The organism is Paenibacillus sp. NPDC057934, from assembly GCF_042887565.1.
Lineage (GTDB): Bacteria > Bacillota > Bacilli > Paenibacillales > Paenibacillaceae > Paenibacillus_AQ.
Genome location: NZ_JBHVPB010000002.1, coordinates 209143 through 232293 on the forward strand (window position 1 = coordinate 209143; position 23151 = coordinate 232293).

Below are 23151 nucleotides of genomic sequence, written 5' to 3' on the forward strand. Positions count from 1 at the left end.
GGATGACTATTCGTAAAAAAGTAATTCTCGATGTGGATACGGGCGTGGATGATGCCTTGGCCATTATGCTGGCGGTGAAGAGCGGAGCGCTCGACATCCTTGGCATCACTACGGTCAATGGTAACGTATCGCTGGATCAGGCGACGGAGAACACTTGCAAAATCCTACAGTTTCTAGGTGTACAGGACGAGATTCCGGTGCACCGGGGGGCGGACAAGCCGCTGACCCGCGAGGTACATTTCGAGCATCGGGTGCATGGACGCGACGGCATCGGTGGCGCATTGGCGGAGATGGTAGTCAATAAGCGTGCGGAGGAAGAATCCGCAGCAGACTTCATCATCCGTCAGGTGACGAGTCAGCCGGGAGAGATCACGTTAATTATGACCGCTCCTCTGACCAATCTGGCTGAAGTGCTGCAGAAATGTCCGGAGCTGGTGCAGCATACCGCCGAGGTCATCATCATGGGCGGCGTGGTGCGCGGTTCAGGGAATATCACCCCTACGGCAGAGTACAACATTTATGTTGATCCCGAAGCCGCCAAGCTGGTGATGGGTGCGGGCTTCCCGCACCTCACTCTGGTGGGTCTGGATGTCACCCGCAAGGCGCTGCTGTCGCAAGAGGATATTGCCAAGCTGACGAATCCCGAGATCGCAGCGTATGTGGAGCAGAGTACGGCTGATTACCGCCAGCGGTATTACGAGCGCAACGGCGTTGCAGCCTGTGCCCTGCATGATCCATTGGCAGTAGGTGTGGCGATTAATCCGGACTTGGTGACAAAACTGGATTATTACGTGGATGTAGAGACCCGGAGCGAGCTGTGCGACGGGCAGACGGTCTGTGATTTCCAGAACCGGCTGAACCAGCCGCATAATGTCAGTGTCTGCCTGGAGGTGGATGACCCCGCTTTTCTTAAGCTATTCATCGGGAGTCTGAACCAAGAGCTGAAGACGGGGCGGGAGTTCACTCAATGAATAAAAAATATTTATATCTGCTGCTGTTGCCGGGATTTCTGTTCCTGGCAGCATTCATGCTGATCCCTATCATTCTAACAATCGTTTCGACCTTTATGCCAGATGGCAGTCTGACTCTGGAAGGGTATATGACCTTTTTCCGTGACGGGTATTTCAATAAAATCCTGCTCACCACCCTGCGGGTGAGTGTAGTGACAACCTTGGTATGCGTGGTGTTAGGCTACCCTGCTGCCTATTATATTTCCCGTGCCGGCATGCGCAAGAAAAGCATTCTGCTCGCACTGTCCATTTTCCCGCTGCTGACCAGCCCGGTTGTCCGTTCTTTCAGCTGGATGATCATTCTCGGGAAGAAGGGGCTGCTCAATACGTTCCTGATGAACATCGGTTTGATTCAAAAGCCGCTCGAAATTCTCTATACACCGGTGGCTATGATGGTCGGTCTCGTGCATCTCTTCCTGCCGCTGATCATTATCACCTTGCTTGGCGTCATGGAGAATCTGGATTATGAGCTGGTACGGGCTGCTCGCAGTCTGGGAGCTTCTTCATTCACAGCTTTCCGCAAAATTATTTTCCCGCTCACTATACCGGGACTGATTATCGGCAGTATTCTCGTGTTCGTAGGCAGCTTGACAGCCTATACGACACCTGCGCTACTCGGTGGTAAAGAACGCGTCGTTGCAACGTTCCTGTACCAAAATGCCATGACCTTGAATGATTGGCAGGCGGCGTCTGTTATTGCCGTGATTATGATTGTGATTACATTTGTGGTGGTTGGTCTGATGAATGCCTGGGCGAACCGACTAAATCCGAAGGGGTGAGAAGATGAAGGAAGGAAACCGCGCGCTATCGCTGTACACGTTGCTGGTGTTTGTGTTTCTGCTAGGCCCGCTCGTGATTATTTCTATTACTTCATTTGAGCCGGGCACTGTCCTGAAATTCCCCCCGGAGGGCTTTTCGCTGCGATGGTACCGGAATATCTTTGAAGTAAGTATGTTCATGGAAACATTCAAGACCTCCATTATAGTGTCGATGCTGGGCAATCTGCTGGCACTGCTGCTGGGGGTGCCGGCGGCTTATGCACTGAGCCGGTTCGAGTTCCGGGGCCGGGATACGCTGAACGCGCTATTCCTGTCACCAGTGCTCATTCCCGGCATTGTGCTCGGGTTCACGCTGCTGCGCTATTTGATTGTGGTATACGGACTGCCGATTTATGCCGGTCTGCTGATTGGCCACACGGTGATTATGCTGCCGTTCATTATCCGAGTGATTGCCTCAAGCTTGGCCAATTTCGATTTTGCCGTAGAGGAAGCTGCACAGAGCCTGGGCGCAGGTCGTCTGGAGACCTTTTTCAAAGTCGTGCTACCGAACATCCGCTCCGGCATTCTGGCTGCGGTGCTGATCGCCTTCCTGGAATCCTTCAATAACGTGGATATCTCCGTGTTTATGACCGGTCCAGGGGTAAGCACCTTGCCGATTCAAATGCTGACCTATGTACAGAATTATTTTGATCCTACAATTGCAGCGATTTCGGTCATCCTGATGGTGCTGACGGCTGCGCTGATGTTCATCATCGAGCGGCTGATGGGATTCGCCTATTTTACCAAACGATAACGGAGGCATACGGTAATGGCACTAATAAGTCTAGAACAAGTATCGGTTGCTTACGACAACCGTTTTATATTGGAAGATTTCAATTTGCAGCTTGAAAAAGGGAAGCTCTTGTCCCTGCTCGGCCCCAGTGGCTGTGGCAAGACAACTACCCTGCGCTTAATCGCCGGCTTCCTGAATGCTGAGCAGGGCAAGTTCATGTTCGGAGGCAAGGATTACACCAATGTACCGGTGAACAAGCGTAACTTTGGCTTTGTATTCCAAAGCTATGCCTTGTTCCCGCATATGTCAGTGTATGACAACGTGGCCTTCGGCCTGCGTTTGCGCAAGATGAAGGAAGCAGAAGTGAAGCAGCGGGTGAACCGTATGCTGGAGATTGTCAGTCTGGGCGGCTTTGAGAAAAGACTGCCGAAGGCGCTCTCCGGTGGACAGCGGCAACGTGTTGCGATAGCACGCGCGCTTGTGATCGAGCCGGATCTGCTGCTCTTTGATGAGCCACTGAGTAACCTCGATGCGAATCTGCGGGTGAACATGCGCGTCGAGATCCGCCGGATTCAGCAGGAGCTTGGCATTACGACCGTTTACGTCTCCCATGATCAGGAGGAATGCTTCTCGATCTCCGATCAGGTAGCTGTGATGAACAGCGGGAAGATTGAGCAGTTGGCTCACCCTACCACTATTTTCAAGTATCCGGCTAGTGAATATGTGGCCCGGTTTATCGGCTTTGGCAATTTTATTGCCTTCGAGAGCCGCAGCGATGCAGGTGAGGATATCGAGCTGAGCCGGGGATCTTTGAAGTTCCTGGCAGCCAAGCGCCCGAATGGGGCAGGCAACAATGGATTGCTGGGGGCGATCAGGCCGGATGACCTTCAACTGTGGTCTAGCGCACATGAGGCTCCACTTTCAGGCAATACCCTTTCAGGAAGAGTGCAGGTAAGCACTTATCTGGGACGCAGTTACCAGTATGAAGTAGAGACGGAGCTAGGCATATTTACGGTCAATCAGGAGATGGATGTACCCTTTGCACAAGGGGAGCAGGTTACGATTTATTTTCCAAAAGACAAGCTAGTGCTGGTGCAGTAAGCCGCAGTAAGGAGCATATACGATGGTTACGGATCAACTAATTCTGAATGTGAATGTGTACAACAGTTACTATAAAAGATTTGAGCTGGCCAATGTGGCCGTGAAGGATGGGCGGTTTTTGTACATCGGTGGTCTGGGCGCGGATACATTCACTGCAAATGAGGTCATTGAGGGTCAAGGAAGATATATGGTTCCCGGGCTGATTGATATCCATCTGCATATTGAGAGCACCATGATTACCCCGGAGACGTTCTCTTATGGCATTCTGCGTCATGGGGTGACAACGATCGTTCCTGAACCGCATGAGATGGCTAATGTGTTCGGTGTCGAGGGCGTACATGAGATGATTCGGGCAAGTAGGGACTGCACGGTGGACATGTTCTACGCGATTCCAAGCTCTGTACCAGCGACACTATTGGAAACTACCGGTGGCTCCATAGAGATTGAGGATATTGATCAACTGATGGCGACCGAGCAGATGATCTGTCTTGGGGAAGTTATGAATTATGTCGATGTCATTCGTGACCCGGATGGCAAAAGCAACCGTATACTCCAGCATATCCGCAGCCGCTATCCGGAGCTGGTGATTGAGGGGCATACCCCGAAGCTGCTGGATCTCGATCTGCATCAACTGATCTACGCGGGCATTGACTCGGATCATACTCACCAGAGCATTGAAGGGCTGACCGCCCGCATTGCTGCCGGGATGTTCATTGAGATTCAGGAGAAGTCCATGACCCCTGATGTTGTGGATTACCTGATTGAGCATCCAGTAGGTGAGCATTTCTGCTTCGTCACTGATGATGTGATGACCGATTCGCTCGTAGCTACCGGACATCTGGACCATCTGGTACGCAAAGCGATCAAGATGGGCATGACGCCTGAGGATGCTGTCTATGCAGCAACCTTTACCCCGGCCCGGCGAATGAGAATGCAGGACCGTGGTGTGATTGCACCGAACAAGATCGCTGATTATCTGCTCTTGTCCGATCTGCATTCGTTTGAACTGGACGCTGTATATAAGGGCGGCAAGCAGGCTTATGACCGTCATCAGCCGCAGTCCCAGCCAGAGTCACAGCCCCGGTTCCCGGCGCATTTTTACCAGAGTGTGAAGCTTAGCCCCGTAACCGCAGCCGACTTTACGGTTGTCTCGGAGAAGACGGATGGACGTTATGGCTGCCGCGTAATGATGGTCAACAACGTATCCACCTTCACAGAGGAGAAGCATAGCGAGGCAGAGGTTCGTAACGGTCTGCTGCAATGGCAGGAGAGCGGTTATGGCCTCATCGCTACTTTTGAGCGATACGGTAAGAACGGCAACCGGGCCTACGGCCTGATTGGTGGCGATACGATCAAGCGTGGCGCGATCGCGACCACGTATTCGCACGATAACCACAATCTGCTGGTCGTCGGCCATAACCCCGAGGATATGGCGCTAGCGGCGAACGAAGTCATCGCTGGTCAAGGCGGCTTCTGTGTGGTCTGTGACGGACAGGTTCTCGCCCATCTAGCTTTGCCGGTCGGTGGTATTCTCACCGAGGAATCGCTGGCGATCACTGCCCAGAAGGTGAAGGAGCTGCGGTCAGCTATGGAATCGCTGGGCTATAATCACTACAATCCGATTATGTCCATCAGTACGCATTCCCTGCCCGTCAGTCCGGCACTCAAGATCACCGACCTTGGTTTGATCGATGTGGGCAAAGGCGAGGTTGTGCCGCTGCTGTTCGATCTACCAAAAGCGTAAGACATAAATTTTAATTAGAAAAAGCGTCATGCCTTTACCCCTTGTAACTAGGGAATCTGGCATGACGCTTTTTTAACAGCTAGATTTAGAATCCAACCTACTATCCTGCTGTATGCTAGAAAGCTGACAGGAGGATTGTACTAAACACTTTCTTGATTGAATAATTCATTAACTAAAGTTAATAAAATTAATATATAAATAAATCCCTTTAAATATAAATAAATGGATTATATGTTATAATGTTGGTATATATAACATATAATTAAATTGTTAAAATTTTAATATATATACATAATAATGAACTATTGGGTTTGGATAATTAGCTATAGTTCTAAATCAAAAGGTATTGATTTTTTAATCGCAAACTATGTTTTACTAACAAAACTATAATTCTTCTAGGCGGTGTTTAATATTAAATGTCAAAATCTAATCTGCGCATGCTTACCTTTTTTTTAACTTCAATGTTATTAGTGTGTCTTTTCTTTTTTTCATTACTGAATGCGATTCCTGAGAATGTGATGAACATCAAGAGTTCCAAAAATGTATTTCTGAAAATATTCCCTCAAGGTTGGTCTTTTTTTAGCAAGTCACCAAGGGACGAAGAGTTTTTAATCCTTGATACTAATTATCAATCAGCAGTTAACTGGCCGAATAATTCAGCGAGAAATCTCTTTGGAATTAATAGAAATGGAAGAGCGCAAGGTATAGAGGCTGGGGTATTAGCTTATCAAGTGAAAAAAAAATGGAGTACGTGTGAAGAAAATTTAAATAAATGCATCAAAAAAACTGAAGATGTAGTAAAAGTTAATAACCCATCCCCTAATCCAACATTATGTGGTCGTTACATTATAGTAAGAAGAGAACCAGTACCATGGGCATGGGCGAATATAGTCTCTTCATCAGATCAACCGTCATCATTTGTGGAGGTTGAAGCAAAATGCTCAATAAACTAAGTAATCTAATTTATATTCACACATTTAATAGTAAACCTTGGACAAATGTGTATGGGTTAGCGAGAACGATAATTGCATTATCTACTTTAATAACGTTACTTGTGACAGATATTTATACTTTCTTTCGTCCACTGGCTGGGATTAGTGAGTATCCTAACTGTTCGGTGTATTCAATTAGTATTTTTTGTGTTTTACCAAAAGAATATCTTCCAATAATAAAGTGGGTCGTGATTGCCCTTCTTGGTCTAATTGCAAGTGGTTGGAGACCCAGATTTACAGGGATTATTCATTGGTGGATCGCTACTTCTTTACAGAATACCGGGACTACACTAGATGGCGGTGAACAAGTCGCGGCAACAATTACCTTTCTGTTACTTCCAGTAACTTTTTTTGATAATCGAAAGTGGCATTGGCAACAAAAACAATATACTAATTCTACTTTAGAGGAACATTCTAAAATTGTATCCAATATATTCTTGTACGGTATAAAAGTTCAAATGGCAATAATTTACTTTAATGCCGCGATCGCCCGCTTAGTGAATCCGGAATGGATAGATGGAACAGCAGTGTACTATTACTTTAATAATGCGATGTTAGGATTGAATGATACATTATTAAGATTATTAAATCCTATTCTTACTTCACCCCTCGTGTTTTTTGTTACTTGGATGACTACTATTGTTGAAATTGTTCTGGGAGCTGCACTTTTAGCACCTATAAAGCACTATAAGATATATTTCTACATAGGGGCTATTTTACACGTAGGTATAGCACTATTACTTGGTTTATACAGTTTTTCGTCAATCATGATAGCAGGACTAATTTTATCTTTCCGTGCAACTGAAAATGAATATCAATTTTTCAATAACTCAATAAGAAACGACAAAAAAAGATTATTACACAGTTCCCAATAAACGGATGTAGAAGTATCAGTAAACTCCGGTTTAAACCAACTTTCCCTATAAAAAAGAAAAAAAGGAGCGTACATTTTGAAGAAAACACTAGCGACTTTATTGACAGTGGTTTTAGTTTTTGGTTTGGTATTCATGAATACTTCTACAACGGAGGCTCAAGCAAACAAAAATTTCACCAATTTCTCAGGGGAAGAATTGTTCCGAGGATTATTTTTAGGACAAGGGGAGGTTGTTGAATATATTCCCGAACTTCCCTCTAAAAAGGAAATCAATACTGAAGAAAATATTAAATTCGCTAACGACATTACTGAAAAAGTAAACAATGCGGATGATCAGTATTTTAATGAACTTAGAGAGGCAGTCTATTCAAATAATCCGAAAGTAATTAGTGATTCTTTAGAGAAGGGTGCAACACTTATAACTTCGGAACTAACTAAAATGGAAGAGTATGTGGTCACTAGTGAGATGGCACCAGATGAGGCTACCGGTTTATGTGTTGTATGGCTCGTCGTTGCCGGTGCTGTATTTGTTTTTTATGCTGGCGTTGTTGTTCAAGTTGCAGCAGGAGCTGCATATGTTTTAGAAGCCGGGGTGTATCTTACAACTGCAGCGGTTCAAACTCAAACGTTAGCTGTGTCTAAAAAAGGTGTCCAGACATTATCTAAGGAAGTATTTGTAAAGAGTATTGTAACTAATTTATAGTATCCAATAGGGGGAAGTTGGTTTAGATATTCTAAGGAAGTGACGGAATGAAGAAAAAAAATTTGACAGTGCTTTATGATTCATGGTGTCCTTTGTGCACAAGAACAAGCAAAATTATCAATAAATTAGACGTTTTTTCATTAATTGAACTAGTTAGTTTCAGAGATGAAAAAAATAATTATTCTGTTCCATTAAAGTTGTTGGAGAAAGAAATGTACTCTTTTAATTCCAACAATAAATTTTATTCTGGATATGATACTCTTTTGCAAATTGCTTGGAGGACTCCTTTAATTATAATTTATCCTATTTTAATTTTTGTGAAGTTAGTGAAAATAGGCGACTCTCTTTACAATTATATTGCAAGGAACCGGAAAATTGTTTGTGATGAAAGCTGTCAAATTCAAAGACCATAATGAATTATTGAAAATACACCAATCCAATCATATTGATGGTGTATTTTTAATAATACTTTGTAACGCTAAGTTAGAGTCCAGATTTAAAGTTTTCCTGTTTAACATGAATTTTAGAATATCAATGAAAGGAAAATAAAAAAATGATGAAAAGGTTTTTTTTTCAAATAGGCATTATTTTAAGTAGTGTCCTTATAGGTTTAATTGCGTATACAAATCTTCCTCACGATATTGCTATTCATTGGATAAGGGGAGAACCTGATGGATTTATTAAAAGATCCTTTGCAATCTTTATAATGCCGATTGTTATGATCTTCTCTTATCTTTTAAGTATGTGTGTTAACAAGATGAATAAATCAAAAAATAAGACATATAAAGAAAATATTATAAATAAAGTCCAAAACGGAGTACTTTGTTTTTTGTTTTTTATTCATTTATTTATTCTTGCATTTGGTTTAGGTTTTAAGGTTAATTTCAATTTTTTCGTTGGAATATTTCTCGGATTTGTAATTATCTATCTTTTTAATTCAGTAAAAGACGTTAAAATAAATTCTATGTATGGCCTAAGAACAAAATGGACGATGAAAGATGAGCGAGTATGGAAGAAAGCAAATCAATTTGCATCAAATCTTTTTATTGTTGTAGGTTTTTTGATTCTAGGATTATCTGTAGTTGTGACTGAACATATAACCTTAGTGGTCATAGGTCTTGTTATTGTGGCAGGTTCTATATCAGTTTATGCATCTTATTTAATTGACAAAGACTTGAATAATTAGAATTCAATAAATATAGGTTTAAGACAAAAGAGGCCGAGGCCTCTTTTGGTCTGTCAGGGGCAGCAAGATGCTGTCCCTAGGAGTAAATTCTTGTCTGCTTATGGCGTGGTATTGATTTGACCCATCCCGCCAGCGTTGCGCCGCGAAATGGCGTAGCTGAGCCATGCACCGAGGAAGCCCAGAATCGCAAGGGATGCGGACAGCCAAGGAATGGACTCCAGCCCATAGTGAGTAATCGCAAGCCCGCCGAAGTAGGCTCCACCAGCATTGCCCAGATTAAGCGCAGAGTGGCTGGATGTTGTAGCCAGTAAGGGAGCCTTATGCGCCAGATTCATGATGCGTAGCTGAATGCCAGGCATAATACCGAACGCGGCAATGCCCCAGAAGAAGATATTGATGACTGACAGCACCGGGCTGTCGAGCGTGAGATTAAGGATGGAAATCACCACGGCCAGAACCGCGAAATTAACAATCAGGGAAGGCATTAGCTTCCAGTCCGCGAGTTTGCCGCCGACAATGTTGCCGATGGTCACGCCAAGTCCGAACAGTACCAGAATCCAGGTGACACTGTGTTCGGCGAAGCCAGTGATATTCTCCAGCATCGGCGTAATATAGGTGAACAGGGAGAAGAGACTTCCACAGCCAAGCGCTCCGGTCAATAGGATTAGCAGGACTTGTGGATTTATCAGTCCGCGGAACTGTTCGCCTAGGCTGTTGATTTTATCCTGAGTGATTACAGGAATGAAGCGGATAATGCCGAACAGGGATACAATACCCAGCAGGGTAATGGCGCCGAACGAGGCTCTCCAGCCCAACTGTTGGCCGATAAAGGTTCCGAACGGCACACCGATGATATTGGCAACCGTTAAGCCTGCCAATACGATTGAGACGGCGCCGGCCCGTTTCTCCGGCCTTACTAGTCTGGCCGCGATAATTGTACCTACACCCAGAAAAGTACCATGCGCGAAAGCGGTGATCACGCGCGCTCCGATCAGCAGGGAGTAGGTTGGGGCGATGACGGATACGGCATTGCCCGCGATGAAGATGAGCATCAGGATGACGAGCAGTTTTTTCTGAGGCAGCTTATGGGTGAATACGGTCAAGATCGGAGCGCCAATAGCAACCCCGAGGGCGTAGCTGGTAATGAGCTGCCCCGCTTGTGGAATCGTTACGCCAAGGTCATGAGCCACATTGGGCAGCAGACCCATAATAATAAACTCCGTCATTCCAATCGCGAAGGCGCCAAGGGTTAGACACAGCAGCGATAAAGGAAAACGTTCCTTTTTCGGCGAGGGTGACGCTTTGCTTGATGATGAATTCATGTGGTATCTTCGCTCCTAATCTATAGTGTATGTGCATCCTTTCTGAAATGGTCTGTATTTTCATGCAAGTTTCATTTTAACGGCTCCAGGGTCATTGGGCAAAATGTTTTTTTAAAATTTGTGATAAAATGATCGCGTAGATAAATGACGGCCGCTTTTAGTGACCCTTGAAGGGAAACTACCGTACATATCCAGAATATGTCCAAGATGAGGTGACCCGGCATTTGGAGAAGCCGGAGGCTATGTGAAGGGACCTTCATTTAACACGTCATTCATCGTGGGGGATGATCAACTACTGACCACCAGATGGCCGAAGGATGCAGCCCTATTCGCAGAGACATTTATACGTAAAGTGGGAGGACAAAAGTAAGTTGTCTCAATAAATAATAACCGCAAGCCATCCGCCATCACGGAAAAGCTTGCGGTTATTTTTAGTGAAATGGAGTGAAAATATGGGGAAAGGTTATTCATCTTCCTGGCTAATTCGCTTTAGCAGGGAAATGAGCTGTGTTTCCTCTTCATCTGTCAGATGACGGGAGAGCTTGCGGTTAAGTCCATTCAGAATCCCCTGAAGTATCGGCGCAAAGTCCATGGCTTTGGATGTTGGATAGAGTAGGTAGGAGCGGCGGTCATCAGGATCGACTTTCCGCTCGATGTAGCCGGATTGCTCCAATAGCTTCACGGCCCTTGTAGTGGTTGCCTTATCGAACTTTAATTCATTCGTTAACTGCTCCTGGGTGATGCCCGGGCGCCCCATGATCAGCTTAAGAAAGCTGTGCTGTCCGCCGCTGCCAATTCCATAGGTAACCAGCTGTCTGGACAATGTTTTTTGGTTCTGTCGATGAATCAGGGAGATCAGCTTCCCGATAGGTTCCTTGTTCAACTCGCACACCTCTTTGGTTAGAGTGCTTGAATGTAAGGTCAGCGCTCAATATGAATAAAAGTGTACAACAATATTGTTGCGCACGCAACTAATATGCTGTACACTGGGAAACATCAAACTGGTTGCGTGCGCAACTAAAATTCTTTGGATTCGACAATCCTCTTTTTGGTCCACCATTCTAAGTTTAACGAGGTGTGATTATGAGCTCAATTCCTGTAACCTACCAGGAGAACAGCGATATTCAGAAAAGGCGCTGGATGATTCTGATTGTGTTGAATCTCTTTACGTTCATGGCTACGCTGGACGGGAGCATTGTCAATATAGCGCTTCCGGTATTGTCTAAGAGCCTAGGCCTGCCAATTGCGCAGATTGAGTGGGTGACGACAGGTTACCTGATGGCGATTTGTGCCGCGATTCTGTTCTTCGGAAAGCTCGGAGATATTGCGGGGAAGATCAGAATTTTCAAGATCGGAACAGTGGTGTTCATTATTGGTTCTCTGCTGTGTGGACTCAGTAATACACTACCTGTGCTTATAGCGTCACGCGTTATTCAGGCCATTGGCGCTTCGATGACGATGGCCAACAGTCAGGGAATCGTGACCGACATCTTCCCGGCCAGTGAGCGCGGTAAGGCGCTCGGCTTCATAGGGACGTTCGTCTCGCTCGGCAGCATCGCTGGGCCAAGTTTAGGTGGAATTATCGTTTCCTCGCTGGGCTGGGAGTACATCTTCTGGGTAAATGTCCCGATTGGTCTGATTGCTATTATTCTGGGTTGGAAGGTGTTGCCGAAAGATTTGGTCCGGGTTAAGGACCGAATCGACATTCCCGGCAGTACGTTGTTCTCTTTCTTTATTGTCCTGCTGTTCGCCGGATTGCTGCTTGGTCAGCAGATCGGCTATGGCGATACGCGAATTGTTGTATCACTGGTTGTCGCGGTATGCGCCTTTGCAGCGTTTCTTTGGGTCGAAATCCGCAAGACACAACCGCTGCTGAATCTGTCCCTGTTCAAAAATCCGCTGTTTTCGGTCAGCATTCTATGTGGCTTCCTAGTCTTCGCAGCGAATTTTTGCTTCAACATCATCGCTCCATTCTATGCGCAGAACATGCTGAACCTGTCGCCGTTTGATGCAGGCTTCCTGCTGATGCTATTACCGATCTCCATGGTCATTGTGGCGCCGATCAGCGGCGCAATGTCGGATAAGATTGGCTCAGAGCTGCTGACCTTTGCCGGTCTTATCGTCATGGTGGTAGCCCAGATCGGCCTAGCGAAGCTCCATGCCGGTAGTTCTGTGCTGCTTGTCGGCCTGTGGATTGCCATGCTTGGTATCGGCAGCGGCCTGTTCCAGTCGCCGAATAATTCATTGATCATGTCCAAAGTGCCGCGCACCCAGCTTGGTTCTGCAGGCAGTGTCAACTCACTGGTCCGCAATGTCGGCATGGTCGTTGGCATTACGCTGGCGACAACGATCCTGTTCCATGTCATGAGCAATGAGGCAGGGTATCGTGTGACCGGCTTGATCCCAGGCCGTCCGGATATTTTCCTGGAAGGCATGCATGTAGTCTTTATGACCTCTGCATCCATCTGCTTCGTCGCGGCAGTGCTCACCGGCTGGCGGTTAATTGGTGCTAGGCGCTTAAAGATGCAGGCAGAAAAAGGGTGAGGTCTCAATTCAATTCGACAAGCAGAGGAACGGCTTCTCGGACTTGTCCGGACATGGATACCGGATCTTCGCGCAGCCAGTCCTCCGAGCCGAGGTATACCCGGCGGCTCTGAACGGCAGGCAGGCTATTCCATACCTCACTTTGCCGGAGCTCACGGAAGTGCTGTTGTGAGACAGGGTCTGGTGAGACTACAACAAATAGATGATCGCCCACATAATGAGGCAGTTCCTGGATCGGAATATTGGATTTGAAGGGATGGTCCTTGATCTTCTGAACGGCTGCTACCGGAGGCGGGGCCTGAAACCCAAGGTCCTGATAAAGAACCTTCATGTCGTAATAGACTTGTACGGTCTCCGGGAGTCCTCTTGTCCAGATAAAAGAGAGGGTATGCCCGGCTTGCAAATGCCATTTCAAGGCATTCCTGGCCTCAAAGGTCTGCTCTTCATATTGGCTGAGCCATTGCTCAGCCTCTTGTTGTCTGCCGATCAAATCGGCAATAAAACGGAACCGGTCAAAAACCGGCTGGGACCAGGACATATCCAGCGTTGGAGCGATTTTGGCATAAGTATCGTAATGATGACCGTCAAAGGTAAGAATCACATCCGGTTTCAATGTGGCGAGCCTGTCCAGGTAAGGGGTCACTACGGATCTGCCGATTTCGGTTATGCCCTCCACATGGTCCTGCAGATAACGGCCCTTCAAAAGCTGGGTAGGTGCGCCGATAGGTTTGATGCCCAAGGCGAGTAGTTCCCCCAGATATTGCAGAGAAGCGATCCGGCTACTATGCTTGCGCAAATTAATGTACAGACGAGGAGAGACACCCGTGTGCTGCTTGAAGCTGCGGCTGAAGTGAAAGGGATCATGAAATCCCACACTCCCAGCCACCTCGCTGACCGATGCCTCCCGGCTTTGAAGCAGTTTTTTTGCCTTGTTCATCCGGAGTTCGATGAGGTAGTCGATGGGACTTTTGCCGGTTAGTCCTTTGAAAATCCGCGAATAATGCCTGGTCGAGACCCCGGCCATATCAGCAAGCTGTCCATGCGTGAGATCAAAGGCGTAAGCATTCTCCATGAAGGCGATGGTTTTCTGAACCGCACTTGTGGCATCCTGTTCCTTATTACATTCGGAGTTCTTCAAGATCATCAAAATGATCTCTTGGAAAATAAAGTGACTTTCGTACTCTTCAAGCGGCCCGGACAGATCCCGCCGTTCGTATAGATTGTGTAGTAGTCTGGAAAAATGGCTGAACGAGGCCAATTCGCTCACACCTGCAGAAATCGGAACCGGCTTAGCGGAAAGATCCTCAGAAGAACCTGATAAGCGAAATTCATCAAATTCGACAAGATACATGCGCAGCGGGCCTGTGCCGGCATTTTGAATAGAAACATTTTCCTTCGGGTTTAGAATGCCGCATTGGTTGCCGCTAAGAACGTGGCGTTTGTCGTCACTGGACACCTCAGCAGACCCTTCAACGGGGACGATAAGCATTTTGTTGGCAAGGCTGCAGACCGTCAGTTCCTCAGCAGCTTCTTCTAGCGTATATAAATAAATCTGCGACCAGGTATACATAATAGAGAGACGCGCCGAGCGTCTACTTGGTTGAACCGACATTGCATTCACCTCCTTGTATGAAAGAAAAGAGCTCTTCAGCTGATGCTGAAGAACCCCATATGGTATGAACATGCAACCATTTATTTTTTTAACAACTCAACCGCATTTTCCAATTGTCCCTTAAGGGACATGACGTCATAAGAGAACCATAAAGATTCATCCACTACGTAGACCTTGTTATTCTTGACCGCCGGGAGGTTATTCCAGAGTCTGCTATTTTCCACTTCATGAAGGAAATCGGGATCATTGTCAAATTTAACAACAAACAGCCGGTCGGCAGAAGCATATTCAGGGAGTTTTTCCAGGGAAATCTTGAGCCCCAGTTCATGGTCTTTGGTCTCCCATTCGTGCTTAACGAAGTCTGTCATTTTAAAGTGAAGGGTATCGTATAAAGTATAACCGACGTTCCCCGGTCCGTACACTCTAAGCTGTCCTTTTTCATAACCGCCAATAACAACAGCGCCGAAGGTTTCTCCTTCTTGTACAGAAGCGGCTAGCTCTTGCCGCGCTTGCTCACTCTCTTTATTAAAATCTGCAATCCATTGATCAGCTTCCGCACTCTTGCCGATAACAGCCGCAACGTCAGTGAAGTGCTTGAAAGCGTCATTGCCTTCCCACTGCACCGCCACTGTTGGAGCAATTTTGTTTAGGTCGTCAATTTTATCTTTATCCATCTCTGTGGCAATGATCAGATCTGGCTGAAGGGACAGAACTTTCTCCATATTGATTGCATTGGCAGGGCCAACATCTTCAATACCGCCGATCTGATCTTTAATGGATACATAGTTGGTCAGCAAATGGGTGACTGCGCCAATAGGTTTGAGGTTTGCGGCTATCATTTCTGGCAGATATTGAGTTGTGATGATTCTTTGTGGATGTGCAGGAATGACAACCTCACGACCCAAGCTGTCGGTGTAGTTTATTGTAGCAGCTGAATCCGTAGTTTCAGCAGAGGTCTCACTTGGTGCAGTGGTTGCCGCGGGTTCATTGGCTGGAGCAGCCGAGTTCGAATTCCCGCAAGCGGATAGAACCGATAAAACCAACATTAAAGCAGCTAAAAGCAGAAAATTACGATGACGATGCATTATGAAAAACCCCTTCTCTCCATCTAATTGATAATAATAATCATTATTATAGCAGGAATCAAAAAAAGGAGAACATGTTATATTTGGACATGACCATGCATGATTTGGCCCTGTCAACGATGTGGATTTTCTATAAGCAAGTTGTCACAAAAAGAATGGCTCATTTGTCTACAGTAATGTAAGACACTTTAAGGAGGATGAATGAGATGAGTTTGAGATTCAATTACAGTAAGGCTAACCCTAAGGCTGTGACAACAATGATGGGCTTGGAGACCTATGCAGGGAACGCGATTAAAGATAAGGTTCTGTATGAACTGATTAAATTACGGGTGTCGCAAATCAACGGCTGCGCCTTTTGTCTGGATATGCATGCGAAGGACCTGCTGAAGCTTGGCGATCACGGTGACCGTATTCTGCTGCTGAGTGTGTGGCATGAAGTTCCGCATCTTTTTACAGAGCAGGAGCGAGTTGTATTGGAACTCTCCGAAGCGGTGACAACCATTTCCGAGGGCGGTGTACCGGAAGCGCTGTATGATAAAGTAAGAGGGCACTTCAGTGAAGCGGAATATATAGACCTGATTATGGCCATTAATACGATCAACTGTTGGAACCGGATTGCGATCTCGACAGGCATGTATCCAGGCTGCTTTAATTAATCTCAGGGCGGGAAGTATTGAAGGAGGACATATTGTGAAGAGCTTGGACAAGGTGCAGGACGTAGGCCTGCCGGCTGAAAATGAGCGTAGTATGGAAGAGTTGTATCTAACGTATAAAGGGTACGCTTTTTCCATCGCCTATCGGATGCTGGGTGTGGTCGCCGATGCCGAAGATGTCGTGCAGGATTGTTTTGCTGAGCTGCAGCGCAAGGACCGGGGTGAGATTCGGAATATGAAGGCATATGTAGCCAAAGGGGTTACTAACCGCTGCCTGAATTTTCTGAATTCTCCGCGCAATAAGCGTGAGGCCTACGAGGGAGAGTGGCTGCCTGAGCCGATGACGGAGAATTATGACGGGCCGGAAGCGACGGCTGAACGAAAGGATACCTTGTCCTATGCTTTTCTGGTTCTGCTAGAGCGATTGACGCCGACTGAGCGTGCAGTATTTGTCCTGCGTGAAGTGTTTCAGTACGAATATGATGACATTTCGGAGATGGTGGTCAAGTCGGAAGCTAATTGCCGCAAAATTTTCAGTCGAGCCAAACGGAATCTTCAGCCAGTCCCTGCAGGTGAGCGTATGGAGCCGGTAATCATGCAATCTAGAGAGGCGCTATTGAAAAAATTCACCGCTGCCTTCGAGTCTTATGATATCAACGGAATGCTGGAACTGCTGGAGGATCATCCAGTGCTAATCTCCGACGGCGGTGGCCAGGTGCATACCGTCCTCCGGCCAATGATCGGGCGCAAAGGGGTCGCGGCCTTGTTGTCCTCACGCCGGGTGCTTAACCAGTTGCGGGAGTTGGAAGCTTCGTTTGCAAGCGTCAATGGAGAATCCCACATCATTTATCGCCAGCATGGAGTGATTGTTGGTGTGCTCTGCCTGGAGTTGAACCGGTCAGGTGACCGGATTCAAGGACTGTATCTGATGCTTGATCCCGGCAAACTAACCCATGTGAACCCGTAGGATGCCATATTAGTTGTGGGGGAGAAAAGGCGAGAAGGAGCAAAGGGGAACGGTTGGAACTGTAGAAGCGGAAGCACCCGCCTGGAAGCTTTCCGCAGAAAAGCTCGCCTCGGATGCATAAGCTGTGCCAAGACTTCAACCGCTAAGAAGTTTTTTAATCGAAGAGATCTGGACACGACAGAGACCGGAAGTTCTAACGCTCATCGTATTGACGACCGAGCCTTAAGTGAGAATATTTAAGTTCGTCATATCTATAGAAGGAAAATGTCCTGTTATTCCATTACGTATAGGCTGTTTTAAAAAAATTAACTGGGATCCCTCCAGTTAATTTTTTTTATTTTCAGCGATATTAGGGCAATAAACGAATAATAACAGGAGGATTTCCGGTTGTTTTTAGTAAAGTTTAGAAAAGTTTAGAAATAAGTTGAAATAAAAGGAGGTTTTTATGTTATTCGTATTGCTATAATGGCTGAGGATGGCAACTTACTATGGATTCACTGGAATTGCTGGGATATTGTTTTTTCTATGCTTTATCTCATAGATTCAGTATAATACTGTTCAGCACAGGGACTAAAGTCACCTTTATCACCTGCTGCTGGTCGTGACATGATTCCTATACGAATGAGACTAAAGAAAAGGAAAGACAGTACTTCTGTCTACTAATCAACTCTATGATATCCAAAGCTAATCTCAATACGTTGAAAAAGCATGGCTTCATTCTACTTCTTACCGCTGGTCTGCTGTTTGGACTTCGGCTGGTTTGGTATTCTGTGCAGGCACCCCCGGATGCTCCGCATGCAGTGAACGGTGTACTGGATATGAGAGGCTGGAATTTCGAGGATTCCAAGTCCATTACCCTAAATGGGGAATGGGAGTTCTATCCTGACAAGCTGCTGTCCGACGGAAACGGAAAACTGCCGGAGCCAGCAAGATATGTCAAGGTCCCAGGGGATTGGAGGAGCGGGTTCAGTGACAGTAGGGCCAACTCCTATGGAACAGGTACATACCGACTGCGAATTTTAATTGATCAGCCGCTGAATCAGCCTTACTCCATGTGGTTCCGTAAAATCGAAAGCAGCTCAGCAGTCTTCATCAACGGTGAGCAGCAGTCCGCATTTGGCGCGCTTTCGGAACGAAAGGACGAATCCCAGTCCCGTGTAACCTCCTATACGGTATCCTACACAGCAAATGGACAACAGGAGCTTGATGTGCTGATCCAGACTGCTAACGATGACAATCCGTTCTGGGGCGGGATTCTCAAAGCTATAAAATTCGGCTCACAGGCTGCCATTGATAGTGAGCGTCTCTATTCGATCGGATTTCAGCTGGTCGTTTTTATTGTGCTGCTGCTTCATAGCTTGTATGCGGTTATTCTATTCTTCTTTAATCCGAAGGAGAAAAGCTTTATCTTCTTCGGTCTGCTGCTTCTATTAACAGCGCTCTCGATCGTGTCGGATCATGATAATCTGCTCCAGCTATGGCTGCCAATTAACTACACCTGGTCGCTAAAGATCCGGATGTTGTCCTATGCTTCCATCTCCTTTTTTATGCTCCTGCTGGCCCGCACCTTCCACAAGGATGCAGAAAACCGCAGAGCCCGCTTGTTTCGTACTTACGTGACTCTGTTTGTCCTTTTTGTTCTATTTATACTGGTATCACCCGTGAAAGGGGTCTTGTATTCCTATTATCTCAAGGTATTTGACTTAATCTATCTACTTCCGATGGTCGGGGTGGTCTATCTGATTGCCAAGATGGTCATCCAATCCCAGCGTGATGCGCTTTTTCTGCTGCTGGCAGCAGCAGGCGTTTCTTCCAGTGTGTACTGGGGCGCGTTGCAAAACGTGGGAACTGTGGACAGTATTTTTTACCCGGTGGACATGATTGCTGCCATCATCAGCTTCTGTGCGTACTGGTTCAAGCGGTATTTCCGCAACACGGAGGAAAATGCAGAATTGACGGGACGGCTTCGTCAGGCGGATAAGGTGAAGGATGATTTTCTGGCCAATACTTCGCATGAGCTAAGAACGCCACTGCATGGCATTATGAACATCGCCCAAACGGTGATTACCAACGAACAGCAGGGGATGAACCCCAAAAGCGTCAAAGATATGGAACTGCTGATCACGATCAGTAGGAGAATGTCCAGCCTTCTTGGCGATCTTCTGGATATCTCTCGGCTTCAGGATAAGAAAATCGTGCTGAGGCTGGAACGTCTTCAGCTTCAGGCTATCGTGCCGAGTGTAATAGCTATGCTGGGTTACTTGACGGATGGTAAACTGCTGCGCATGGAGATGAAGATCCCTGATGATTTCCCGCCGGTGTATGGTGATGAGAAGAGGCTGATGCAAATCTTAGTCAACCTCCTGCAAAATGCGATCAAATACACGGATACCGGAACGATAACCGTCAGCGCGGAAATTGTGAATGACAAGGCGATCATTCGTGTGGCCGATACCGGTGCAGGCATGGACGAGGAAACGGCTGCAAGAGTCTTCAAGCCATATGAGCAGGGCGCGCTTGGCATCAACGATGGTGGAGGCTTCGGGCTTGGGCTTGGTATCTGCAAGCAGTTGATAGAACTACATGGAGGTGTACTTGTCCTGGATTCTACATCTGGACAGGGCTCCGTGTTCTCGTTCACGCTCCCGTTGTATGCAGGTTTAGGTGGGGATCTCAGCAGTGAAGTGGCTGCTGCAGGTGATTTGGAGCCATTCGGTACGCCGTATACCGATGGTAAGGTTACCCTGCCCGCTGCGGAAAAACCGGAGCCATCTACCCTGCGGTATACCCGAAGTATGCCCGCACTGCCGACTGTACCGGTATTACAGGATACAAGCTCGTTCTCTGCCAGTGGCAGCCTGAACATCCTGGTCGTAGATGATGATCCTGTCAATCTGCGGGTGCTTGGCGGCATGCTCTCCGATGCCCACTATTATCTGGTGCCGGCATTGTCCGGTAAGGAAGCACTGGAACTGCTGGACAGGGGACGCTGGGATCTGGTGATCGCCGATGTTATGATGCCCCATATGTCGGGTTATGAACTGACACGGATCATCCGTGAGCGTTACAGCGTATCGGAGCTTCCCGTGCTGCTGCTGACAGCCCGCGCTCAGCCGGAGGACATCTACACCGGATTCCTGGCCGGAGCCAGTGATTATGTGATTAAGCCGGTGGATGCATTGGAGCTGCAATACCGCGTACGCTCGCTGACGATGCTGAAGCAGTCCCTTGATGAACGGCTGCGTATGGAAGCGGCCTACCTCCAGGCACAGATAAGGCCGCACTTCCTGTTCAATGCCCTGAACTCTATTCTGGCTCTTAGTGACATCGATTCTGATAAAATGACCCGGCTCGGGGAAGCCTTCACGTCGTACCTGAGGATTAACTTTGATTTACTGAATGCTGAAGAGCTTGTGCCGCTCTCCCATGAGTTGGAGCTGGTGCGGGCGTACCTCTACATTGAGCAGGAGCGGTTCGAAGACAGATTGTCCGTGGAATGGCAGATGGAGAAGGATATAGATAGTGACAAGGTGAACGGGCCACAGCTGCCTCCGCTTACGATTCAACCCCTGGTGGAGAATGCGGTTAGACACGGGCTGCTCAGCCAGGCTCGTGGTGGTGTGCTGAAGATTTCGATTACCCGTCATGCCGGGGAAATACGGATTGAGGTCAGGGATGATGGAAAAGGCATGGAGCCTGATCAGGTTGCATTATTACTCGAACCCTCCCAGCAAGGAAAAGGTGGGATCGGTCTACAGAATACGAACCGCCGGCTGAAGCGACTTTATGGCAAGGGGTTGATCATTCAGAGCCAGCCGGGTGCAGGCACGTCCGTATCCTTTGCAGTTCCTGATCAACGAGGCGCAGATTTGGGTACTATAACGATAGATTAGACCTGTTAATTGAACGGAGGATGTCCCAGAAGCTATAGCTCTAAGGACATCCTCTTTTGCATGATTCGAGCCCATGATCGTGTGGTGAAGTGGTGAGATGGCAATTGCAGTCGTAGATCGTGGCTCATCGCTCCTCCGAACGTGGCTCGCCACTCGGCGGCACATAGTTCTGTCTCACGCGTCTCGTACCTCCGTGCTCGAAAATACTGCAATTTTACTCTGAATTCCCTACATTGCATTCATTAATGGAAATTAAGGTACATTTTTGCATCTATTCCAAAACCCTCGACCTTCCAGACGGGGGAATTGATCGTGGAGAGACGGTGTACTTAGAATGTACGAAAAATCATGAACGGGTTGCTTGAGATAGAGGATAAACTTTGCTTTTTGAGTAGAACAGTTAGGTTTGAGATCGACTGGGTTTTTGTGTTATCTAAATTGAAGGCATGCTGTTACTTTCGTGAAAATAGAACACTGGTGCTGCCTTAAGTAGCATTTCTCAGGTAACACTTCCCCAATGGACTGCCCCTATCAGCACTGCACAGCTTTAGTTCTTGAAGCTGTGAATCGGCGCTGGAATGCGGCCGCCGCGGTTCACAAAGCCCGCACAATTAAAAGAATTGACTGCCATCACAGGCGCATAGCCCAGCAGGCCGCCGAATTCGACCATTTCGCCAACGTCCTTACCGATGACAGGGATGACGCGCACAGCAGTGGTCTTGTTGTTGACCATGCCGATCGCTGCTTCGTCAGCAATGATTCCCGAGAGCGTCTCTTTGGACGTGCTGCCGGGGATTGCAATCATATCCAGACCTACCGAGCAGACACAGGTCATGGCTTCCAGCTTCTCCAGCGTTAATGCACCGCGCTGAACAGCCTGAATCATGCCATGGTCTTCACTGACCGGGATGAACGCACCGCTAAGTCCGCCGACGTAGGAGGAGGCCATGACGCCGCCTTTTTTAACATTGTCATTCAAGATTGCCAGGGCTGCGGTTGTTCCCGGTGCGCCAGCTTCTTCTAGTCCCATCACCTGGAAGATCTCCGCAATGGAATCCCCGATCAATGGGGTGGGCGCAAGGGACAGATCGATGATCCCGAACGGAACGCCCATCCGCTTGGAGGCTTCCTGGGCAACGAGCTGCCCAACACGCGTAACCTTGAAGGCCGTCCGTTTGATGGTTTCGCACAGGGTCTCAAAATCCTGGCCTTTGACTTCTTCCAGCGCTCTCTTGATTACACCCGGTCCACTAACCCCTACATTAATGACGCATTCACGCTCGCCGACCCCGTGAAAGGCTCCTGCCATGAAGGGGTTGTCCTCTACAGCGTTGCAGAAGACAACCAGCTTCGCACAACCGATAGAGTCTCTGTCCTTGGTACGCTCGGCGGTCTGCAGAATGATATCACCCATCAGTTTCACCGCATCCATATTAATGCCGCTGCGGGAAGAGCCCACATTGACTGAGGAGCATACGCGCTCCGTCACGGCCAGCGCCTCAGGGATGCTGTCGATCAGAATGCGGTCACCCTTTGTACAGCCTTTTTGTACGAGAGCGGAGAAGCCACCGATGAAGTTTACGCCAACTTCCTTGGCGGCCCTGTCGAGCGCCTCAGCTACCGGTACGTAGGTATCGGTGTGAACAGAGCCAGCAGCAATGGCAATTGGAGTGACCGAAATCCGTTTGTTGACAATCGGCACGCCGAATTGTTTTTCCAAATCTTCACCGGTCTTGACGAGTTTCTCGGCGGAGCGGGTGATTTTGTCATATACGTTCTGGTTAAAGGTCTTCAGATCCGTATGTGCGCAATCCATCAGGCTAATTCCCATGGTGATGGTACGCACATCTAGATTCATTTCGCGGATCATTTTATTCGTTTCTTGTACTTCAACAAGTGAGATCATGTGCTTAC

At 47.4% G+C, this 23151-nt stretch carries 19 protein-coding genes; 14 read left to right on the forward strand and 5 right to left on the reverse strand.

The window, feature by feature from the left end; genetic code table 11:
* The first annotated feature begins 2 nt into the window (after window positions 1–2).
* The 10 genes from ACFVRY_RS05450 (at window position 3) to ACFVRY_RS05495 (ending at window position 9161) form a co-directional block, all read left to right on the forward strand.
* Window positions 3–971 carry a nucleoside hydrolase gene (locus tag ACFVRY_RS05450; RefSeq protein ID WP_387498107.1) on the forward strand — a complete coding sequence of 323 codons (969 nt, stop codon included), beginning with the start codon at window positions 3–5 and terminating at the stop codon, window positions 969–971.
* On the forward strand, window positions 968–1789 hold the full coding sequence (locus tag ACFVRY_RS05455; protein WP_387498109.1) for an ABC transporter permease: 822 nt from the start codon (window positions 968–970) through the stop codon (window positions 1787–1789). Before ACFVRY_RS05450 ends, ACFVRY_RS05455 begins: the two co-directional genes overlap by 4 nt.
* Before the next feature lie 4 nt (window positions 1790–1793).
* The gene (locus ACFVRY_RS05460; RefSeq protein WP_387498111.1) at window positions 1794–2582 is read left to right on the forward strand and encodes an ABC transporter permease; all 789 of its coding nucleotides are present in this window, start codon (window positions 1794–1796) and stop codon (window positions 2580–2582) included.
* Between the two features lie 15 nt (window positions 2583–2597).
* Window positions 2598–3662: an ABC transporter ATP-binding protein gene (locus tag ACFVRY_RS05465; RefSeq protein WP_387498113.1), complete on the forward strand. Its 1065-nt coding sequence runs from the start codon at window positions 2598–2600 to the stop codon at window positions 3660–3662.
* Between the two features lie 22 nt (window positions 3663–3684).
* Entirely contained in the window at window positions 3685–5406 is a 1722-nt protein-coding gene (locus tag ACFVRY_RS05470) for an adenine deaminase C-terminal domain-containing protein (protein ID WP_387498115.1), read from the forward strand.
* A 416-nt stretch (window positions 5407–5822) separates the two neighbouring features.
* Window positions 5823–6359 carry an SdpA family antimicrobial peptide system protein gene (locus ACFVRY_RS05475; RefSeq protein ID WP_387498117.1) on the forward strand — a complete coding sequence of 179 codons (537 nt, stop codon included), beginning with the start codon at window positions 5823–5825 and terminating at the stop codon, window positions 6357–6359.
* A complete protein-coding gene (locus tag ACFVRY_RS05480; protein WP_387498119.1) occupies window positions 6344–7273 on the forward strand; it encodes a sporulation-delaying protein SdpB family protein in 930 nt (309 codons plus the stop codon). The genes ACFVRY_RS05475 and ACFVRY_RS05480 overlap by 16 nt, the downstream gene beginning before the upstream one ends.
* Window positions 7274–7348: 75 nt before the next feature.
* Window positions 7349–7975: a sporulation delaying protein family toxin gene (locus tag ACFVRY_RS05485; RefSeq protein WP_387498121.1), complete on the forward strand. Its 627-nt coding sequence runs from the start codon at window positions 7349–7351 to the stop codon at window positions 7973–7975.
* A gap of 47 nt (window positions 7976–8022) precedes the next feature.
* The gene (locus ACFVRY_RS05490) at window positions 8023–8388 is read left to right on the forward strand and encodes a thiol-disulfide oxidoreductase DCC family protein (RefSeq protein ID WP_387498123.1); all 366 of its coding nucleotides are present in this window, start codon (window positions 8023–8025) and stop codon (window positions 8386–8388) included.
* A gap of 140 nt (window positions 8389–8528) precedes the next feature.
* Window positions 8529–9161: an SdpI family protein gene (locus ACFVRY_RS05495; protein WP_387498125.1), complete on the forward strand. Its 633-nt coding sequence runs from the start codon at window positions 8529–8531 to the stop codon at window positions 9159–9161.
* A gap of 98 nt (window positions 9162–9259) precedes the next feature.
* On the opposite strand, the gene ACFVRY_RS05500 is transcribed toward ACFVRY_RS05495, so the two are convergent.
* Both ACFVRY_RS05500 and ACFVRY_RS05505 read right to left on the reverse strand, forming a co-directional pair.
* Window positions 9260–10483: an MFS transporter gene (locus ACFVRY_RS05500; protein ID WP_387498127.1), complete on the reverse strand. Its 1224-nt coding sequence runs from the start codon at window positions 10481–10483 to the stop codon at window positions 9260–9262.
* A 463-nt stretch (window positions 10484–10946) separates the two neighbouring features.
* Window positions 10947–11366, reverse strand: coding sequence for a MarR family winged helix-turn-helix transcriptional regulator (locus tag ACFVRY_RS05505; protein WP_387498129.1), 420 nt, complete (start codon window positions 11364–11366; stop codon window positions 10947–10949).
* Between the two features lie 200 nt (window positions 11367–11566).
* On the opposite strand from ACFVRY_RS05505, the gene ACFVRY_RS05510 reads away from it, so the two are divergent.
* A complete protein-coding gene (locus tag ACFVRY_RS05510; protein ID WP_387498131.1) occupies window positions 11567–13027 on the forward strand; it encodes an MFS transporter in 1461 nt (486 codons plus the stop codon).
* Between the two features lie 4 nt (window positions 13028–13031).
* Here ACFVRY_RS05510 and ACFVRY_RS05515 read toward each other — a convergent pair whose 3' ends face one another.
* Window positions 13032–14639 (reverse strand): helix-turn-helix domain-containing protein, encoded by a 1608-nt coding sequence (locus tag ACFVRY_RS05515; protein WP_387498133.1) that lies wholly within the window; start codon window positions 14637–14639, stop codon window positions 13032–13034.
* 80 nt (window positions 14640–14719) lie between these two features.
* Window positions 14720–15724 carry an ABC transporter substrate-binding protein gene (locus ACFVRY_RS05520; RefSeq protein WP_387498135.1) on the reverse strand — a complete coding sequence of 335 codons (1005 nt, stop codon included), beginning with the start codon at window positions 15722–15724 and terminating at the stop codon, window positions 14720–14722.
* A 206-nt stretch (window positions 15725–15930) separates the two neighbouring features.
* Between ACFVRY_RS05520 and ACFVRY_RS05525 the strand changes: the two genes are divergently transcribed.
* The 3 genes from ACFVRY_RS05525 (at window position 15931) to ACFVRY_RS05535 (ending at window position 21237) form a co-directional block, all read left to right on the forward strand.
* Window positions 15931–16380 (forward strand): carboxymuconolactone decarboxylase family protein, encoded by a 450-nt coding sequence (locus tag ACFVRY_RS05525; protein WP_387498137.1) that lies wholly within the window; start codon window positions 15931–15933, stop codon window positions 16378–16380.
* 34 nt (window positions 16381–16414) lie between these two features.
* The gene (locus ACFVRY_RS05530) at window positions 16415–17344 is read left to right on the forward strand and encodes a sigma-70 family RNA polymerase sigma factor (RefSeq protein WP_387498139.1); all 930 of its coding nucleotides are present in this window, start codon (window positions 16415–16417) and stop codon (window positions 17342–17344) included.
* 671 nt (window positions 17345–18015) lie between these two features.
* Window positions 18016–21237 (forward strand): hybrid sensor histidine kinase/response regulator, encoded by a 3222-nt coding sequence (locus tag ACFVRY_RS05535; protein WP_387498141.1) that lies wholly within the window; start codon window positions 18016–18018, stop codon window positions 21235–21237.
* A 547-nt stretch (window positions 21238–21784) separates the two neighbouring features.
* On the opposite strand, the gene ACFVRY_RS05540 is transcribed toward ACFVRY_RS05535, so the two are convergent.
* Window positions 21785–23140: a DUF711 family protein gene (locus ACFVRY_RS05540; RefSeq protein WP_483875145.1), complete on the reverse strand. Its 1356-nt coding sequence runs from the start codon at window positions 23138–23140 to the stop codon at window positions 21785–21787.
* Between the last annotated feature and the right edge of the window lie 11 nt (window positions 23141–23151).

What these genes read in the sequence shown, in the direction of transcription:
- ACFVRY_RS05450 (WP_387498107.1), top strand. Translation starts at nt 3, where the DNA reads ATGACTATTCGTAAAAAAGTAATTCTCGATGTGGATACGGGCGTGGAT.
- ACFVRY_RS05455 (WP_387498109.1), top strand. Translation starts at nt 968, where the DNA reads ATGAATAAAAAATATTTATATCTGCTGCTGTTGCCGGGATTTCTGTTC.
- ACFVRY_RS05460 (WP_387498111.1), top strand. Translation starts at nt 1,794, where the DNA reads ATGAAGGAAGGAAACCGCGCGCTATCGCTGTACACGTTGCTGGTGTTT.
- ACFVRY_RS05465 (WP_387498113.1), top strand. Translation starts at nt 2,598, where the DNA reads ATGGCACTAATAAGTCTAGAACAAGTATCGGTTGCTTACGACAACCGT.
- ACFVRY_RS05470 (WP_387498115.1), top strand. Translation starts at nt 3,685, where the DNA reads ATGGTTACGGATCAACTAATTCTGAATGTGAATGTGTACAACAGTTAC.
- ACFVRY_RS05475 (WP_387498117.1), top strand. Translation starts at nt 5,823, where the DNA reads ATGTCAAAATCTAATCTGCGCATGCTTACCTTTTTTTTAACTTCAATG.
- ACFVRY_RS05480 (WP_387498119.1), top strand. Translation starts at nt 6,344, where the DNA reads ATGCTCAATAAACTAAGTAATCTAATTTATATTCACACATTTAATAGT.
- ACFVRY_RS05490 (WP_387498123.1), top strand. Translation starts at nt 8,023, where the DNA reads ATGAAGAAAAAAAATTTGACAGTGCTTTATGATTCATGGTGTCCTTTG.
- ACFVRY_RS05495 (WP_387498125.1), top strand. Translation starts at nt 8,529, where the DNA reads ATGATGAAAAGGTTTTTTTTTCAAATAGGCATTATTTTAAGTAGTGTC.
- ACFVRY_RS05500 (WP_387498127.1), bottom strand. Translation starts at nt 10,483, where the DNA reads ATGAATTCATCATCAAGCAAAGCGTCACCCTCGCCGAAAAAGGAACGT.
- ACFVRY_RS05510 (WP_387498131.1), top strand. Translation starts at nt 11,567, where the DNA reads ATGAGCTCAATTCCTGTAACCTACCAGGAGAACAGCGATATTCAGAAA.
- ACFVRY_RS05515 (WP_387498133.1), bottom strand. Translation starts at nt 14,639, where the DNA reads ATGTCGGTTCAACCAAGTAGACGCTCGGCGCGTCTCTCTATTATGTAT.
- ACFVRY_RS05520 (WP_387498135.1), bottom strand. Translation starts at nt 15,724, where the DNA reads ATGCATCGTCATCGTAATTTTCTGCTTTTAGCTGCTTTAATGTTGGTT.
- ACFVRY_RS05525 (WP_387498137.1), top strand. Translation starts at nt 15,931, where the DNA reads ATGAGTTTGAGATTCAATTACAGTAAGGCTAACCCTAAGGCTGTGACA.
- ACFVRY_RS05535 (WP_387498141.1), top strand. Translation starts at nt 18,016, where the DNA reads ATGATATCCAAAGCTAATCTCAATACGTTGAAAAAGCATGGCTTCATT.